Origin of the sequence: Flavobacterium sp. Leaf359, from assembly GCF_001423985.1 — a bacterium.
Taxonomy (GTDB): Bacteria; Bacteroidota; Bacteroidia; order Flavobacteriales; family Flavobacteriaceae; genus Flavobacterium; species Flavobacterium lindanitolerans.
In genome coordinates this window covers 485834-503331 of sequence record NZ_LMPW01000001.1, presented here as the reverse complement: position 1 = coordinate 503331, position 17498 = coordinate 485834, and the positions used below count along the sequence as shown (strand labels likewise).

General features: G+C 38.1%; 15 protein-coding genes and 1 tRNA gene. 15 read left to right on the top strand and 1 reads right to left on the bottom strand.

Translation table 11 applies throughout. From position 1 onward, the window contains the following. The first annotated feature begins 76 nt into the window (after positions 1 to 76). The 11 genes from ASG38_RS02240 (at position 77) to ASG38_RS02190 (ending at position 10713) form a co-directional block, all read left to right on the top strand. Positions 77 to 712: a peroxiredoxin gene (locus ASG38_RS02240; RefSeq protein ID WP_056066516.1), complete on the top strand. Its 636-nt coding sequence runs from the start codon at positions 77 to 79 to the stop codon at positions 710 to 712. 70 nt (positions 713 to 782) lie between these two features. Further along, entirely contained in the window at positions 783 to 1091 is a 309-nt protein-coding gene (locus ASG38_RS02235; RefSeq protein WP_056066513.1) for a co-chaperone YbbN, read from the top strand. Between the two features lie 30 nt (positions 1092 to 1121). Further along, positions 1122 to 1379 (top strand): hypothetical protein, encoded by a 258-nt coding sequence (locus tag ASG38_RS02230; RefSeq protein ID WP_056066510.1) that lies wholly within the window; start codon positions 1122 to 1124, stop codon positions 1377 to 1379. A gap of 775 nt (positions 1380 to 2154) precedes the next feature. Further along, positions 2155 to 2652, top strand: coding sequence for a thiol peroxidase (tpx, locus tag ASG38_RS02225; protein ID WP_056066507.1), 498 nt, complete (start codon positions 2155 to 2157; stop codon positions 2650 to 2652). A gap of 14 nt (positions 2653 to 2666) precedes the next feature. After that, positions 2667 to 3041, top strand: coding sequence for a diacylglycerol kinase family protein (locus ASG38_RS02220; RefSeq protein WP_056066505.1), 375 nt, complete (start codon positions 2667 to 2669; stop codon positions 3039 to 3041). A gap of 40 nt (positions 3042 to 3081) precedes the next feature. Next, the gene (locus tag ASG38_RS02215; RefSeq protein WP_056066500.1) at positions 3082 to 5562 is read left to right on the top strand and encodes a DNA translocase FtsK; all 2481 of its coding nucleotides are present in this window, start codon (positions 3082 to 3084) and stop codon (positions 5560 to 5562) included. A 1-nt stretch (position 5563) separates the two neighbouring features. Next, positions 5564 to 6208, top strand: coding sequence for an outer membrane lipoprotein carrier protein LolA (locus ASG38_RS02210; RefSeq protein WP_235498549.1), 645 nt, complete (start codon positions 5564 to 5566; stop codon positions 6206 to 6208). Between the two features lie 7 nt (positions 6209 to 6215). Continuing rightward, positions 6216 to 7676, top strand: coding sequence for an LptF/LptG family permease (locus ASG38_RS02205; RefSeq protein WP_056066494.1), 1461 nt, complete (start codon positions 6216 to 6218; stop codon positions 7674 to 7676). After that, positions 7676 to 8812: a 3,4-dihydroxy-2-butanone-4-phosphate synthase gene (gene ribB / locus ASG38_RS02200; protein ID WP_056066492.1), complete on the top strand. Its 1137-nt coding sequence runs from the start codon at positions 7676 to 7678 to the stop codon at positions 8810 to 8812. Before ASG38_RS02205 ends, ribB begins: the two co-directional genes overlap by 1 nt. 157 nt (positions 8813 to 8969) lie before the next feature. Further along, positions 8970 to 9054: transfer RNA gene (locus ASG38_RS02195), tRNA-Ser, on the top strand. 438 nt (positions 9055 to 9492) lie between these two features. Continuing rightward, complete coding sequence (locus ASG38_RS02190) at positions 9493 to 10713, top strand: site-specific integrase (protein ID WP_056066490.1); 1221 nt, start codon at positions 9493 to 9495, stop codon at positions 10711 to 10713. Positions 10714 to 10870: 157 nt separating this feature from the next. On the opposite strand, the gene ASG38_RS02185 is transcribed toward ASG38_RS02190, so the two are convergent. Next, positions 10871 to 11635 carry a hypothetical protein gene (locus tag ASG38_RS02185; protein ID WP_235498547.1) on the bottom strand — a complete coding sequence of 255 codons (765 nt, stop codon included), beginning with the start codon at positions 11633 to 11635 and terminating at the stop codon, positions 10871 to 10873. Positions 11636 to 11947: 312 nt separating this feature from the next. Here ASG38_RS02185 and ASG38_RS02180 point away from each other — a divergent pair, with 312 nt between their 5' ends. From ASG38_RS02180 to ASG38_RS02165, 4 genes are read left to right on the top strand one after another with little or no spacing between them, the layout of a single operon-like run. Beyond that, positions 11948 to 13672 (top strand): ATP-dependent endonuclease, encoded by a 1725-nt coding sequence (locus ASG38_RS02180; RefSeq protein WP_056066484.1) that lies wholly within the window; start codon positions 11948 to 11950, stop codon positions 13670 to 13672. Then, the gene (locus ASG38_RS02175; RefSeq protein WP_056066481.1) at positions 13672 to 15381 is read left to right on the top strand and encodes a UvrD-helicase domain-containing protein; all 1710 of its coding nucleotides are present in this window, start codon (positions 13672 to 13674) and stop codon (positions 15379 to 15381) included. Before ASG38_RS02180 ends, ASG38_RS02175 begins: the two co-directional genes overlap by 1 nt. Positions 15382 to 15393: 12 nt before the next feature. Further along, complete coding sequence (locus ASG38_RS02170) at positions 15394 to 16596, top strand: hypothetical protein (RefSeq protein WP_056066479.1); 1203 nt, start codon at positions 15394 to 15396, stop codon at positions 16594 to 16596. 23 nt (positions 16597 to 16619) lie between these two features. After that, positions 16620 to 17492 carry a hypothetical protein gene (locus ASG38_RS02165; RefSeq protein ID WP_056066476.1) on the top strand — a complete coding sequence of 291 codons (873 nt, stop codon included), beginning with the start codon at positions 16620 to 16622 and terminating at the stop codon, positions 17490 to 17492. The last annotated feature ends 6 nt before the right edge of the window (positions 17493 to 17498 follow it).

The window sequence follows — 17498 nt, the reverse complement described above, 5'->3', positions numbered from 1 at the left end:
ATTTTCTATGTGTGAAAGTAAATCATAAGTGTAGTTTTGCATCAAATAAAAAAATAACTTTTAAACCAAATATATTATGTCATTAGTAGGAAAAAAATTCCCAAGCATTGCAGTAGATGCTATCTCAGAAATGGGTGATAATCTAAAAATCAACATTTTTGAAGAAGCAGTAAACAATAACAAAAAAGTATTATTGTTCTGGTATCCAAAAGATTTCACTTTTGTTTGCCCAACAGAACTACACGCCTTCCAGGCTGCACTGCCAGAATTTGAAAAAAGAAACACTATCGTAATCGGAGCTTCTTGCGACACTAACGAAGTACACTTTGCATGGTTGAATACACCAAAAAGCAACGGGGGAATCGAAGGTGTAACCTATCCTATCTTAGCGGATACTAACCGTAACCTTGCTAACATCCTTGGAATCTTGGACATAGAGTCTACTAGCTACAGCGAAGAAACAGATTCAGTAATCATCGAAGGTTCAAACGTAACTTACAGAGCTACTTATTTGATTGATGAGACAGGGAAAATCTTCCACGAAAGCGTAAACGATATGCCATTGGGAAGAAACGTTGCTGAATACTTAAGATTAGTTGATGCTTATACTCACGTACAAACTAAAGGTGAAGTATGTCCTGCTAACTGGGAAGAAGGAAAAGAAGCGATGTTTGCTACAAGAGAAGGTGTTGCTTCTTACCTGAATAACTAATAACAATTTCAATTGCCGTCTTTATGACATTATTAAAGACGGCAATTTATAAACACAAAAAAAGATTGCTATGTTAATTGATTTAAACGAAGACACACTACAGAATTTAGTAAATTCTAACGAAAAAGTTGTCGTGCAATATTCTGCTTCCTGGTGTGGAAACTGCCGTATCATGAAGCCAAAATTCAAAAAACTGGCTTCAGAAAACGAAAATATCACTTTCGTTTTGGTAGATGCTGAAAATTCACCGGAATCCAGAAAATTAGCCAACGTTTCCAATCTGCCTACTTTTGCGACTTTCGTAAACGGACAGTTGGTAAACCAGACGCAAACAAATAAAGCAGAAGTTTTATCAGAATTGGTAAATGAAATAGCTTAATTGAACCATTAAAAATTTAAGAAATCAAACATGAAATTACCCGTTATCAAACATCTGACTCAATTTATTGAAGAAAATGACCAGGATTATATAATTGAAACCATCGAAGTGCTTGAAGCTTTGACCGAAGTCCCGTCACTCAAGGATGAAGAACTGGATGTTATCGGGGAATTGATTTCTAATATGTACGGTGCTCTTGAAGTCAACAAGATGATTAAAGACGGTACAGATAAAAAGGAAGCGCTCAATAAGTTTATGCAGCGGGTTCTTGGTTCCATTGACAAATAAATCCTTTTTGCCTTATAAAATTTGCTCTCTTTACGGGGGCTTTTTTTTGTTTATTACTTCTGTATTTTCATAAAGTGCTACTATAGTTTTTAAAGTTTGAAATGTTCCTAAAAAACAATATGTTTGTAGGGTAAGCTTAGAAAGTTTCTTTTTTGTTATGACAGGTGAAATGTTTCCAATAAAAAGTTTTTCTATTCTACAGATACCGCATCTTGTAGAGTCCGGCTATTTGATGGCTGAGAAGTCTCTAATCCGCAAATCAAAAATCATCTTCCCGAATTTATAAGCACCCGCGAGTGTGCTTAAAAACCTGAATCTATACCGCTAATTTTTTAGTGGGCATTGCTATGCCCGCCGCTTACTCGCAGGTATATTTTTCTATAGGTTTTATATTCCCCTGATACAAGAATTTTATTTCATAACATTTAAAAAGTTATTATCATGGCTAAAGGAAAAAATTTAAAAGCTCCGACAGTTGATTTAAAAGAAAAGAAACAAGAAAAAATAAAACAAAAATTAGAAGCTAAACAAAATCGTAAGCGCAAATAAATAATTCTGTCCAAAGCCCATTGCTGTTGCAATGGGCTTTTTATATTGATTCACTGCTACAAACCCGAATTGAGAGCAGCTCTATATCACCAATTCAAACATTTCAAATCACTTTTCCAGCCGTCACCAAATCCCCGCCGGTTCCATATACCATGAGAGTTTTTTAACATCACTCCTTTTAACAAATATATTTTTCATACTTTTGAACCTTATAAAATTTAAAAAAATGGCAACAGTAACATTAGGAGGAAATCCAATAAAAATAAGCGGTGAATTACCTAAAGTAGGTTCAAAAGCACCTGATTTCAAATTAGTAAATAAAGATTTAGGCGTTGTATCCCTATCTGATTTTGCAGGAAAAAAATTAGTGCTGAACATTTTCCCTAGTATCGATACAGCCACTTGTGCTACTTCTGTCAGAAGTTTTAATGCTAAGGCAAGCAGTTTGGAGAATACTACTGTACTTTGTATTTCAAGAGACCTTCCATTTGCTCAGAAACGATTCTGTGGTGCTGAAGGACTGGATAATGTAATCTGCCTTTCTGATTTCAGAGATGGAAGTTTTGGAAAAGCCTACGGATTGGAAATTGCAGATAGCACTTTGCAAGGCCTGCACTCCCGTGTGGTTATTGTTCTTGACGAAAACGGTACTGTGCTGCATACAGAACAGGTTTCTGAAATTGCCAACGAGCCGGATTATGAAAGTGCATTGGCCGTACTTTAAATTATAATACAAATATGAAGACAGACCATTCTTTTGTAACCGGGCGGCTAAAAAGTTTTAAGTATGCTATTCGTGGTGCTTACAAACTAATTTCAACCGAACATAGCGTTATGGTCCAATTCTTTCTGGGAATTGCAATCACAATTGCCGGATTCTATTTTAATATTTCCAAAACGGAATGGCTATTCCAGACAATGGCAATTGGGCTGGTCTTAAGTATCGAAGGATTGAATACGGCTGTGGAAAAAATAGCCGATTTTATTCATCCCAATTTTCATGATAAAATTGGTTTTATAAAAGATGTTGCTGCCGGAGCCGTGTTTTTTGCTGCGGTAGCCGCCATCGCTGTCGGCCTCATTATATATATACCGAAATTTCAAAATTTGTAGAAAATTTATTTATTTTTACATCTAATCATCTCCTCTTTTAATGGCTAAAACGACAAAAAAAGAAACTCCCGGCAAGAAGGATTCTCAGTCTTCTGAGAAAAAAACATGGAAATTGACAAGACAACACAAAGTAATCTTCGGAGCTTTATTAGTCTTGTTTTCTGTTGCCCTTTTGCTGGCTTTTATATCCTTTTTCCTATACGGTCAATACGACCAGAGCGCTGTGGATGCATTGGCAGACCGCTCCGTAGAAGTTCAAAACTGGTTAGGTAAATTTGGCGCTTACCTTGCCAATTTATTCTTATACCAGGGATTTGGTGTAGCCTCATTTCTTTTGGTACGGTTATTCTTCATAACCGGAATGTATCTTATTTTAGATTTGCCTGTAAAAAAACTTAAAAACACCTGGTTTTGGGATTTGTTTGCCATTATCATCATTTCCATATTATTTGGATTCTTTGCCGATTTCCTACCTGAACTGGGAGGTGTTATTGGCTTTGAAATGAATCTTTTCATGCAGGATTATCTTGGAAAAGCCGGTACCCTACTCCTATTGGTTTTTGGATTGCTTGTTTACCTGATTTTCAAAATGAAAGTTTCGCCGGATGCTATCAAAAACTATTTCGAGGAAAAAAAGAGAAAAGCAGAAGAAAGAGCCGTGGCTGAATCTGTTGCAGCTCCTGTAGCCGTACAGGAACTGACAGACGAAATTTTGGAAGAGGATATTATCGAAGAAGAAGATATTATTGAAGAAGAGGACGAGGAAATTGAAGAACCTACCCTAAAACCGCTTTCCCAATTTGAAATCAATAAGGAAGCGCTAAAACCTACCATCAATAATCCTTCACATATTACCATCGAGCCAATCGTCAAGCCTCCGGTAGCTCCGGTACATTCGCACGAACCGGAAATTATAGAAACAAACGACGACGCTTTCGTAATTGAAAAATTTGCTGATGAAGATACGGTTATAGAAAACCTGGCTTCAAAACTGGTTGCCGATTTTGGAGAATTCGACCCTACTTTAGACCTGTCGAATTACAAATTCCCAACACTGGACCTCCTGAAAGAATATTCAAATGGTGGAATTACAATCAATCAGGAAGAGCTTGAAGAAAACAAAAACAGGATTGTTGAAACCTTACGAAACTATAAAATAGAAATTGCCCAAATCAAAGCTACGGTTGGTCCTTCTGTAACATTATATGAAATTGTTCCGGAAGCCGGTATCCGAATTTCAAAAATCAAAAGTTTGGAAGACGATATTGCCTTATCATTATCTGCTTTGGGAATCCGTATCATTGCGCCTATTCCGGGAAAAGGAACAATTGGTATCGAAGTGCCTAACAAGAATCCGACTATGGTTTCTATGAAAAGCGTTATTGGGGCTGCAAAATTCCAGGAAGCCGAAATGGAACTTCCTATTGCACTTGGTAAAACAATTTCCAACGAAACATTTGTTGTCGATTTGGCAAAAATGCCTCACCTTTTAATGGCGGGTGCTACCGGACAAGGAAAATCTGTCGGTTTAAATGCCGTATTGACGTCATTGCTTTACAAAAAACACCCGGCGGAAGTAAAATTTGTTTTGGTAGACCCTAAAAAAGTCGAGCTTACGCTATTCAATAAAATAGAACGCCATTACCTGGCCAAACTTCCTGATACGGAAGAAGCCATCATAACAGATAATGCCAAAGTAATCAATACACTAAATTCCCTTTGCGTTGAAATGGATAACCGTTATTCTTTATTAAAAGACGCAATGGTGCGTAATATTAAAGAATACAACGAAAAGTTTAAATTAAGAAAATTAAATCCTGAAAACGGACACCGGTTTTTGCCTTATATCGTTTTGGTCGTCGATGAATTTGCTGATCTTATTATGACAGCCGGCAAGGAAGTCGAAACTCCTATTGCAAGACTGGCACAGTTGGCAAGGGCCATCGGAATCCATTTGATTATTGCAACGCAACGACCATCCGTTAACGTTATTACAGGTATAATCAAAGCAAACTTCCCTGCAAGGATTGCTTTCCGTGTTACTTCAAAAATCGATTCCAGAACTATTCTGGACACTCAGGGTGCCGACCAGCTTATTGGCCGTGGAGATTTACTATATACCAACGGAAATGACGTTATCCGTGTGCAGTGTGCCTTTGTAGACACTCCGGAAGTAGAAAAAATAACCGAATTTATAGGTGCACAAAAAGCCTATCCTAACGCATACCTGCTTCCCGAGTACATCGGAGAAGAAAATGGCATTAAACTTGATGTGGATATTAGCGAAAGAGATTCCATGTTCAGGGAAGCTGCCGAAATCATTGTTACAGCACAGCAAGGTTCAGCCTCCTTATTACAGCGCAAGCTGAAACTGGGCTATAACCGTGCCGGAAGATTAATTGACCAATTGGAAGCCGCCGGAATTGTTGGCCCTTTTGAAGGAAGTAAAGCCAGAACCGTTAATATTCCTGACTTGAATTCTCTTGACCAATTCTTTAACAATGAGCAAAATGATTTTTAAAATGAAAAGGTTATTACCCGTTATTGCATTATTTTTTATCTCCTTTACCTTTCAGGCGCAGAACAGCCAAAAAGCCAGAAATCTGCTGGATGAAGTATCTGCCAAAGTAAAAAGCTATGATAATATTGCTATTGACTTTAAATATTCCCTTACCAATCCAAAGGAAAACCTGAATCAGGAAAGCAAAGGAAATGTTATCATGCAGGGCAATAAATATGTCCTGAACTTCATGGGAGTGACCAAAATTTATGACGGAAAAAAAATATATAATATTGTTCCCGAAGATGAAGAAATAAGCATTTCAAAATTTGACGAAAATGAAGAAGATGCGGTAACGCCATCCAAAATGCTGACTTTTTTCAATCACGGATTCAAATATTCCTGGGACATCCTGCAAAACGTTCGCGGTAGAAAAATCCAATATGTGAAGCTGGTTCCAACAAGCTCTAAAGACGAAAGAAAAGAAATCTATTTGGGTATTGATGTTCAGACCAAACATATCTACAATCTTATGGAAATAGGAAAGAACGGCTCAAAAACTACAATCACTGTTAATTCTTTTAAAACCAATCAGCCATTATCAAAAAATCAATTTACCTTTGCGGAAAGTAAATACCCTAATTACTATATCAACAAACTAGATTGATACATCGGTGAAAATTCTTGACAGATACATTTTAACGACATTTCTGAAGACATTAGCTACGGTTTTTGTAATCCTCTTTTTCATTTTTATCCTACAGGCAGTTTGGCTTTTTATTGCAGAATTGGCCGGAAAAGATTTGGATGTTCTTCTAATCGTAAAATTCCTTTTGTTCTATTCTCCTAAGATGATTCCTTTGGTATTGCCGCTTTCCATATTACTGGCCTCTATCATGACCTTCGGGAACCTCGCAGAGAACTATGAATTTGCTGCCATGAAATCTTCAGGAATTTCGCTCCAGAGAGCGATGAAAAGCCTGATGGTATTTATTGTCTTTTTAAGTATCATAGCCTTCTTTTTTGCCAACAATATTATTCCGTCAGCAGAATATAAGTTCCTGAATCTTCGTAGAGACATTGTCCAGACCAAACCTGCTATGGCTATTGCAGAAGGACAATTTAGTGACGTAGGCGATTACAATATCAAAGTCAACAAAAAATCGGGAGACAAAGGCGAAAAATTGAGCGGAGTAACTATTCACAAAAAAGCGGCGAATGGTATTGGAAACAATATTGTCATCAAGGCCAAAAATGGCTTATTGGTAAATCAGGAAGAATCTACCATGCTGCAAATGATTTTGTTTGACGGCAATTATTACGAAAATATTATCCCTAAGAAATACGAAGAGCGCAACAGAGTGCCTTTTGTAAAAGCTTCCTTTAAAAAGGACATCATCAACATCGATTTGTCCAAACTGAATACGGTGGAAGATGAATCGAATATTACGAATACCAATGCCATGCTTAATGTAAGTGAACTTACTTACACTCTGGATTCACTTCATAAAAACTTCAATAAGGATTTGGTTTCCTTTGCAGAAAATATTTACCAGAGAAGCGGGATTATTAATTTTAGAGATCCAAATGCAGCAGCTGCCATCAGCAAACCTAAAAAAGATTCTAACATAACAGATCCTTTAAGCATTTTATCAACAGCCGACAAATCAAGAGCATTGGAAATTGCAATAAGTAACCTTGAAAGCGCTAAATTCTCTATTGAAGGCACAAAACAGGAAATGGAATTAAAGCAAAAAAACATCAATAACCACTGGCTGGCTTTGTATGAAAAATTTGTCATTGCTTTTTCCTGTATATTGATGTTCTTTATCGGAGCTCCTCTTGGCGCGATTATCCGAAAAGGAGGATTGGGATTGCCAATCGTATTTGCCGTCCTCATTTTTATCACCTTCCATTTTATCAATACCTTTGGCCGAAAACTGGCTCAGGAAAACGGAATTCCACCATTTTTGGGTTCCTGGATGTCCTCATTTATTTTGTCCCCTTTAGCCGTCTTACTGACTTACAGGGCTACAAACGACATCGGATTGATTAATATGGATATTATCCTCTCTCCTATCCAGAAAGGATTCCAAAAATTATTCAGAATTAAAAACAACAACACACCTAAATAATGTCCGAGAATAAAATTACAAAGCTCAATACTATTGAAGAAGCGATTGAAGACATCCGTCAGGGAAAAATCATCATTGTAGTTGATGATGAAGATCGTGAAAATGAAGGCGATTTTATTGCCGCTGCAGAAAAAGTGACGCCTGAAATGATTAATTTCATGGCAACGCATGGTCGTGGGCTGATTTGCGCCCCGCTAACCGAAGCCCGCTGCAAGGAATTAGACCTCAACCTGATGGTTACCAATAATACGGTATTACACGAAACCCAATTTACGGTTTCTGTTGACTTGATAGGTCATGGTTGTACTACTGGAATTTCCGTACATGACCGTGCCAAAACCATACAGTTTTTGGTTGACGATAATACCAAACCGGAAGATTTGGGACGTCCGGGACATATTTTCCCGTTAAGGGCAAAACAAGGCGGTGTTTTAAGAAGAACCGGACATACAGAAGCTGCTATCGACCTGGCACGTCTTGCCGGACTAAAACCAGCCGGAATACTTGTGGAAATCCTAAACGAAGATGGTTCTATGGCACGTTTGCCACAGCTCTTTGAAGTGGCTAAAAAATTCGACCTGAAAATTATTTCTATCGAAGATTTGGTGGCTTACAGAATGCAGCACGACAGTCTTATCCAAAAGAAAGAAGATTTCGAAATTGAAACCCGTTTTGGTACATTCAGACTTAGAGCTTATGTACAAACCACAAATAAGCAAGTCCATCTTGCCCTTACCAAAGGAAGCTGGAATATTGGAGAATCAATATTGACCCGTATTAATTCCACACAAGTCAATAATGACATCTTAGGTACGCTTACAAACGATCCGGACCAAAAACTGGAAAGAATGTTCCAACGTATCAATGAAGAAGGCAAAGGTGCCATCCTGTTCATCAATCAGGAGATCCAGCCTATTGAACTCCTGAATCGTATCACAGAACTAAAAGGATTACAGGAAAAAGGAGTCTTTAAGGCGCCACAGGTAAAAATGGACAACAAAGATTTTGGTATTGGCGCACAAATATTGCATGATATCGACATCACCAACATCCGTTTATTATCCAATTCAGAGCAGACGAAACGTGTCGGTATGATTGGATATGGTTTGGAAATCATGGAATACGTCGAATTCTAAAAAAATAAATGAATTTTATTTTTGATGTAAACACTAGAAAATGAAATAATTAAAAATGTTGCTGAAAAATGTTTTGAATTTTACCTTCAAAATGTTTTGAAACTCAAAAAAGGTTTCTATATTTGCACTCGCAATCAGGAAATGATAGCAACATACTGGAGAAATGGCAGAGTGGTCGATTGCGGCAGTCTTGAAAACTGTTGACTGTAACAGGTCCGGGGGTTCGAATCCCTCTTTCTCCGCTTGATGAGATTTCGAAAGAAATTTTCAAAAAACAAAAACCTTTAGATCTCACGATTTAAAGGTTTTTCTGCTTTTACAAAAAACTGTACCTATAGGTGTACCTGTTCTAAAAAATGCTGTTTAATGCCCGTGTTTACTGGGATCAAAATAAAGACTGCGGGGCCTCTTCCTCCGCAAAACGAGTTTCGAGAGAAGCTTTAAAAGTTAAAAAGTCTTTAAAATTAAGTTTTTAAAGGCTTTTTTTATTTGTATCTGCTGGTCAAAATGCACATTAAACACCATAGTACAGTGTACCTGCTGGTGTACCCATTATTTTTGAAGCTTTTTTTTCAAAAATAGGTACACTAAAATCTGGGAATTCCCGTGGAATTACCTTAAAACAAAGGAGACTCTCATAGTTTTTATTCAATTTTATTAATTAGAAAAAACGATGAGTCATGGTAAAAGTAATTTTCTACATCAAAGCACAAAAAGCTAATAAAATGGGTGAAGCTCCAATCTTTGCGAGAATTAGCTTTAAAACACAAGAAACCGCTATCGCAACAGGAAAATCAATTTCTCTGGAGAGATGGCAGCAAACAGCCAAACTGAGAAACGTATTGAAGATTGAAAAAGAAAAAGTCATTAAAAATGCACTTGATATTTTCCAGCTGGCCGTAGAGAAAAAATTCAACGAACTTTATAAAATTGATCCTGAAGTTTCTTTATCTCTGCTGAAAAAAGAACTTTCCGGCAAAGCTTCAGCAAAAAAAAATCCTTTGACAATGATGGAAGTAATGGATAAGCACAACTCTTACTTTAAAAAGAAAGTTGATGCAGGAGACCGCTCACCAGCCTCTCTTCAGAAATATGAAAGGGCAAAAGACCTACTAAAAAACTTTATCGCGAAACATTATCATTTAAATGATATAAATACCTCCGATGTAAATGGAGCTTTTGTCCACAACCTGGAAGAATATTTAACTTATGACAGCATTTACAAAGGCCGTAAGGGCATTAAAAACAACTCTGTAGTAAAATATATTAAATCATATAAAACTGCATGCAATCATTGCATTAAACTTGACCTATTGGATAAAAATCCTTTTAACGTCTATCAAGGCAGATTAAGCATTAAGGATGCTGTTTTTTTGACTCAGGACGAACTTAAAATGATTGAGGATAAAACCATTTCTTTTGAAAGACTGCGCAAGGTTAGGGATATTTTTCTATTTAGCTGTTATACAGGTTACGCCCCTGTAGATGCTGCAAAGCTTACTCAGGAAAATATTCTTAAAGGAAACAATGGAGAGCTTTGGCTGATCACCACCAGAGCCAAGACATCCATAAGAGCTAATGTACCTGTCCTGCCTCCTGCCCTTAAAGTCATCGAAAAGTATTCGGGGCAGCAGAAAGCTCTGATACCAACCATCTCAAACCAGAAAATGAATGCATACCTAAAGGAGCTTGCCGATATCTGTGGAATTGAAAAGCATCTCACATGGTATGTGGCAAGGCATACATTTGGCACTACCGTTACACTCGGAAACGGTGTACGTATTGAAAATGTTTCTTCGATGATGGGCCATACTAATATCAAACAAACCCAGCATTATGCAAAAGTCTTAGACCATAACGTCATGAACGATATGCACAAGGTCATCGAACTATATAAGTAATATTAATAAAAAAAGGATTCCCAAAGGAATCCTTTTTAGCATTCGTTTTCGCGAAGTATCTTGTCGATTTTGCGGGCTTCTGACTTTCTCTATCCTTTGTAAATAAAATCAAGGCCTTTATTATCATTTACCTAATAAATATAGAACTGAACTATTCTTATTCTAAAATAACCTTACCGTCAAATCCTTTGGAAAGATTTAAATAGGTATAGCTTTCAAATCTGTTTTTTTCCATGAAAGCTGCGACTCTTGGATCATAATCTAATTCTCTGGGAAGCGGCAATGGAACTTCCATTGTTATATCATTATCTCCAGGATTGATAACCGTTACACTGTCATCGGAAGGGTTTATTGAAAGCGGTCTGCCTTTCTTACAGCTGATAATATCATATACAACCTTATAAATATTTATACTGCTTTTTTCTGCCAGAGCGCTGAGATCGGTTGTTCTCCAAGGTCTTGTATAAAGCCCGTTCCTTCCTGCAAATCTGTAGGCATCGGAATGCCATATGCATGTACTTCCAAAAGGTTCAAAAGGCGGACTTAGATCATTGTCCGGCAATTCGTTTAAAAACATCTCCCACACAGCAAAAACATCCTTCCATTTACGCTGGTTCTCTATCTGTTCGGTAAAATGCGATAAGTTCCTGGACGAAAGCTCATCCCAGCGGTAATCCAAATGAGAAAGCTGGGGTCTTTTGGCTTCAAAAACTCCAATCTTGACCTGATTTTCATATCTGAAAACAATAATTCCATCGGCTCCGTTTCCCTGTTCATCTGAAGGTCTGAGCGTCTGGGAATAACAGTCAAATTCATGAAAAAAACCGTCCCGGATCCTTGTTCCCAAAGCAGTTACATAATCCCTTTCAGAGACAAGCCTGCCACCCTGAAGCTCTCTTCGGCATCTTAAATCAATTCTCATAAACTCATATGCTACCCGGTCAGCGATAGTAAAATTTCCAAACATAACAACTGGTAATATAGTTAGTAATATATTGTAATTCTGTTCCCAAAAACAATCGGAATATAATAATTTGATCAGTATATCGTATCCAGGTATTTATACCTGATTTTATCTTTTCGATTCTATCTTGTAAGAATTTCTGCTTAGTGCTAGTGAAAATATGATAAATTTACATCTATTCATAAACATTATAGCTTCGGTTATGGAAAACCGTAATAATGCTGAATGCAGACAAATTAAATTTAACTCCATATTTATAAAACGCAAAGTATGAAGCTAATAAAAATATCGATAAGTAATTTTCGGGGAATTAATCATGCAGAAGTGCTTCTCTCCGGCCATACGGTATTAATTGGAGATAACAATACCGGCAAATCTACTGTGCTTGAAGCCGTAGATCTGGTTCTGGGACCTGACAGGCTTTCAAGAATGCCGGTTATTAACGAACATGATTTTTTTGAAGGAATTTATTTAAATCAGGATGGTCCTGTGCCAATTGAAATTGAAATTATCATCGGAGCACTGTCCCAGGAACAGAAACGAAAATTTATGAACAATCTGGAATTCTGGAACCACGATACCCTGAGCTTAGTTGAAAGCGGCCCTTTGGATCTCTTAGATGATATTGCTGTAGAAGAAGTTATAAGGGTCAAATTTTCAGGCAAATATGATATAGAAGAAGATGATTTCACAGGGGAAACCTTCTTCTGCTCTCCGGAAGAAGCCAAAACAAGGTTTACCAAAAGCGATAAACGTGACTGCGGTTTTCTTTATCTCAGAGCATTACGCACAGGCACGAGGGCTTTAAGCCTTGAAAGGGGATCACTGCTTGATATCATACTTCGCATTCAGGAACTGCGTCCCCAGATGTGGGAAAGCATACTCAAGCAGCTCAGGGAAACCGAAGTGAATTCCGGCGCTGAAGATGAAGTCAATAAAATCCTTTCCAGCGTACAGAAATCACTTAAACAGTTTGTACCTACCGATTGGGGTTCCGAGCCGCATCTGCGGGTTTCAAACCTGACCAGAGAACACCTGCGCAAAACTTTAGTTGTATTTATGTCTTCAGGTTCCGGTAATTATCATGTGCCTTTCAGCCACCAGGGAACAGGAACCATAAACACAATGGTGCTTGCTCTGCTTTCAATGATAGCAGAACTGAAGCAAAGCGTTATATTCGCAATGGAAGAACCTGAAATTGCTATTCCACCATATACACAGAAAAGAATTGTCAACAGTATAAGAAACCAGTCTGCACAAGCTATTTTCACCTCACATTCGCCATTTGTACTTGAGGAGTTTTCCCCTGAACAGATCGTTCTCCTGGAACGCAAAAAAGGAATAATGAAAGGCATGCCACTTACTTTTCCATCCAATATAAAACCTAAAGCGTATAGCAAGGAATTCAGGATGCGTTTCTCTGAATCCCTTTTGGCCAAGCGCGTACTTATCGCAGAAGGCGATACGGAAGCTTCAGCATACAACGCAGCCGCTCGATGCCTCTCCGAGCTCGATCCGCAAAATTATTCCTCATTTGAAGCTATGGGTATATCAGTTTTTAACGCAGAGTCTGAAAACAGCATTCCAATCTTTGCAAAGTACTTTAGTGAACTTGGGAAAACCACTATCGCAGTCTGCGACAAACAGTCTGATGCTGCAAACTTAAAAGCCATAACTGAAAGTGCCGGCTACGTTTACGAATCAGCTTACAAAGGCTTTGAAAATCTAATACTTACTGAGACTCCCATTTCGGTGCTGAAAAAATACATTACTGAATTAGTTTCTGAGCAAAAATGGCCTCAGCATCTTAAACTTGATGGCTCTCCTGAAGATATGGAAGAAGAGGTTGTAAAAAGTAAGCTGTTTGACTACCTCAAATGGCAGAAGGCTTCCGGCAGTGCCGCAGATATTCTAGCTTTATGTACCTTAGCCGAATTCCCTGCCACGCTTAGAGATGCTGTAAAAGGAATTACGGACACAATCGATCTGATCTAATGATAATCTGTGAGAAAAGGGCCGAACTTATTGAAGCTTCTGGACATCTCCTTGTCTTGGGGGGGCCTGGCTCTGGCAAGACAACGATCTCACTTGTTAAGGCTAATACTATAATCAATAACGGAATTCTTGAGAATGGGCAGAAGATTCTGTTTTTATCCTTTGCACGATCTACAGTTTCCAGGATTCAGGAGCATACAAATTCTATAATCAGCCCTGAAAACAAAAATAAAATTGAGATCAACACCTACCACGGATTCATATGGAAATTACTTCAGAGTTTTTCTTATCTCATTAACAATCGAAAGTTCCTGCAGTTGCTCACTCCTGCCGCCGAATCAGCTCTTCTTGCGGAAATGGATGACGACAAGGAGCTTAGAAAACAGGCCAAGATGGCACTTTTCAAAACTGAAGGGCAGGTTTCTTTTGACATATTTTCGGAAATCGCATCTGAGATGTTCAAAAACTCCAAAAGAATCCTGGATTTGGTTTCACAGCGCTACCCTATAATTATAGTTGACGAATTCCAGGATACCGACAATAACGAATGGGAACTCATTAAGACAATAGGAACAGTAAGTACCATTATTGCCCTGGCAGATCCCGAACAGCGCATTTACGATTTCCGTGGGGCAAGTACGGAGAGAATTGACCAGTTTATTAAAAATTTTGATCCGGAAATTTTTGATTTTGAACAGGAGAATAATCGAAGTACAGGAAAGGATATCACTCAATTTGGAAATGACCTCCTAAAGGGTGCAAATATCGGGAAACAATACAATGATGTGGCGGTTGTGCATTATCCCTTCAACAGGGCAGAACCTAATAAGATGCTAAAAATAAATCTATTAACAGCAATCAAACGTCAGAAGAAAGATAAAGGCGAACAGTGGTCTATCGCCGTATTGGTCCGTACCAAAAAGATGATGTTTTCAGCATCATCATATCTTTCCAGTACCACCTCTCTGCCTCCCCTCTATCATGAAGTAGCAATTGATCCGAACGGTCCCGCACTGGCAGGAATAATAATAGCCGGGCTGATGGAACCTACTATGGATATTTCACGGTTTACTTCACTGGTCAGTGATGTAAAAAATCATATGAAAGGAAGATCAGGAACCAAAATATCAAATGAAACATCACAATTTAGCACCGCACTGGATAATTATATCGGAACAGGAAAAATAAAAGGAAGCAAAAGAATTTTGTTTATTCAGGAATTAGATCAGCTGCTGGCAGCGAGGGAGGAAATTGTCTTGTCCGGCATTCCCGAAGAAGACTGGCTCGCCATACGACGACTCTTTCAAAACTGTCAAAGTCCTTATTTGAAAAATGTTTACGAAGACGCAAAGTTTTTGCGCCTTTTGAAAAAAGGAGCCCTGCTAAGCGAAAGGCTTGCTTCTGCCTGGCGCAGTACAGGCACATACCTGGGAGCAAAGTCCTCAATTGAAGAAGCATTTGTACAGGAGCACTTTATTGCAGCCCAGACTGATTATAGAGGACTGCATATTATGACACTTCACAAATCCAAAGGCAAAGAATTTGATGAAGTTTTCATTTGGGAGGACTATTATAATCCCTTGGTAAGACATGAGGCATCAGCAAAAGAAATTGTCGAATCCCGTTATCTGCTGCGGGTTGCTGCCACCAGATCACGAGAACGGACTACTTTTCTAACCGTAGCGTCGCAGCCTTGCATCTTACTTTAAAAACATACCAAAATGAACCAAAGAACAGATATTTCCAAATACATGATACACAGTGTCCGAAAACCTAATCAAAATGATTTTCCTAAAGAGGAATACGATTTTGATGAAAACCATTATCTTCCCTTAACTTACGGTGAGAACCTAAATAATGAATTTGAAGTTTTAACCAATATCATACGTGAGGGAGGACTTCGGGCTGATTTATCTTTCAGAAAAGGAAGGTCAACAATCTATGGAAACACCCCTGTAATATGCTTTACCGAGATGCCTCTTCTCAATTTCCTCCAATATGTAAATCTTAGAAATGATCGCACAAGATTTACAGAATACGGGGTGGCAGTACTGAAAAAGGAAATCTACACAAATGGAGGAAGACCTGTTATATCAGGCTTATCATCCGATAATGAATTTGAATATTTCGACGCTTCAAAAAGAATATTAAAACCTGAAATTCTGCCTTTTACCGAACAGTACAGGTATGTTAAACTTGATTTATCAGCAGGAAATGACTGGACACATGAAAGGGAATGGAGAATTGCATGTACGAAGAAAGATTTTACGGTTCATGATGATTATCATGGCAGCTCCTTTATAACCTATGGCCTGAACATCTTTTCAGATATGCTCTTTTCGGAAGTAATCCTAATTATAAATTCAGAACAGGAAGCAAAGGACATATTCCAGGAGGTTCAGGATCAGCTGGATTCCGGCTATGCTAAAGGCGGTGAGGAATTCTGTAACAATATCAAATACCTCATTGTTGAAAAAGCAGTGGAATATATCAATAATCACCACATCAGCAATATAGAAGACCTTCCTGAAGATATTTATTACAGCCACACCTTCGAAACCATTTCTGAAGCCGAAAAGCAAAAAGTTGCAGCCGCATTAAAAAAATGTTCCGATCTTGCAAAAGAGTTTGCAGAAGAGTTTTTTAAAATATATAATCTCGATACCGAAGAAAAAAAGCTGAATTTTGATGTCTCAGGATTTGCACGGGTAGCCTCATATAAAAGTGATAACAAATTTTACAGATACCTGCTTAGTGAGGATTTAGGCTCAGCGGTAAGCGGATCTCTCTGGCTGCATACAATTTCCAAATATGATATGGAACTGCAAAGCATAACCTATCAGGAGTTTATATGCCAAAAGTACTGTGAGGTACTAAACCACGAAATTGAAGATATTTTCAGAGTATCCTCAAATATGGACTGATAAAATATTAAATATTAGATGAAATGAAAAATCAGATGTCAAAACATGACCGCATACAAAAGGAAATTATTTCAGCATGCACTACTGCAGGAATTCAAGCTCTGCAAGAATATAAAGGTTCTGACTGGAGAGCAGATGTCTTTGTGCCACACCCTGTGAGGCCTGTTGCTTTTGAAATCCAGTTGAGCCGACAGTCATTGTCAAAGACACTCCAAAGACAGTCAAAATATATAAGGGACGGAATATCGGCTTGCTGGCTTTTTGAAAATCCGCTTCCAAAACTCCTTCAGGAAAGAAATGATCTTCCTGTTTTCTACGTTGAAGAAGATAAAGATTCATCACTATTGGTCAACCTGGGAACCAGAAAAAAACTTCCCCTGAAAACTTTTCTGGAGAATTTCATACTAGATAATATACAGTTTAACCGAGAAGCAAAAACAAAATTAAATCAGTCCGTAACCCTTGTGTTTTACGAAATGCACTGTTGGAAATGCAGGGAATTAAATCATTTGTATTTTGTGGACAGCCCTTTCTATTCCTCCTGCGGGGCTGAGATACATCCTGAAGAAGCACTCTGGGATTCCAGCAGTGTTGAATACATACCCGAAATCATACAACTGGCAAAAAAAATTGCTGCCGAACACCAAGATTTAGATATAAGATCTGCTGTTATCAAAGAAAGGCACAGCTATACAGTTGATAAATCATATATGTCCTTCGGCTGCTATAAATGTGACAGCATTTTTGGCGACTTCTATGTAATGGATGCCAAAATGGATCAGATGTATGGCCCTAAGGAACTGTCTTGTAGCGGCGAAATTCAACTGGATAAAGCCATACGTCTGGAGATTCCTCATTGGTGTTTTTCTGAAGATAAAGATTACTGCTGTAAATAAAATTAA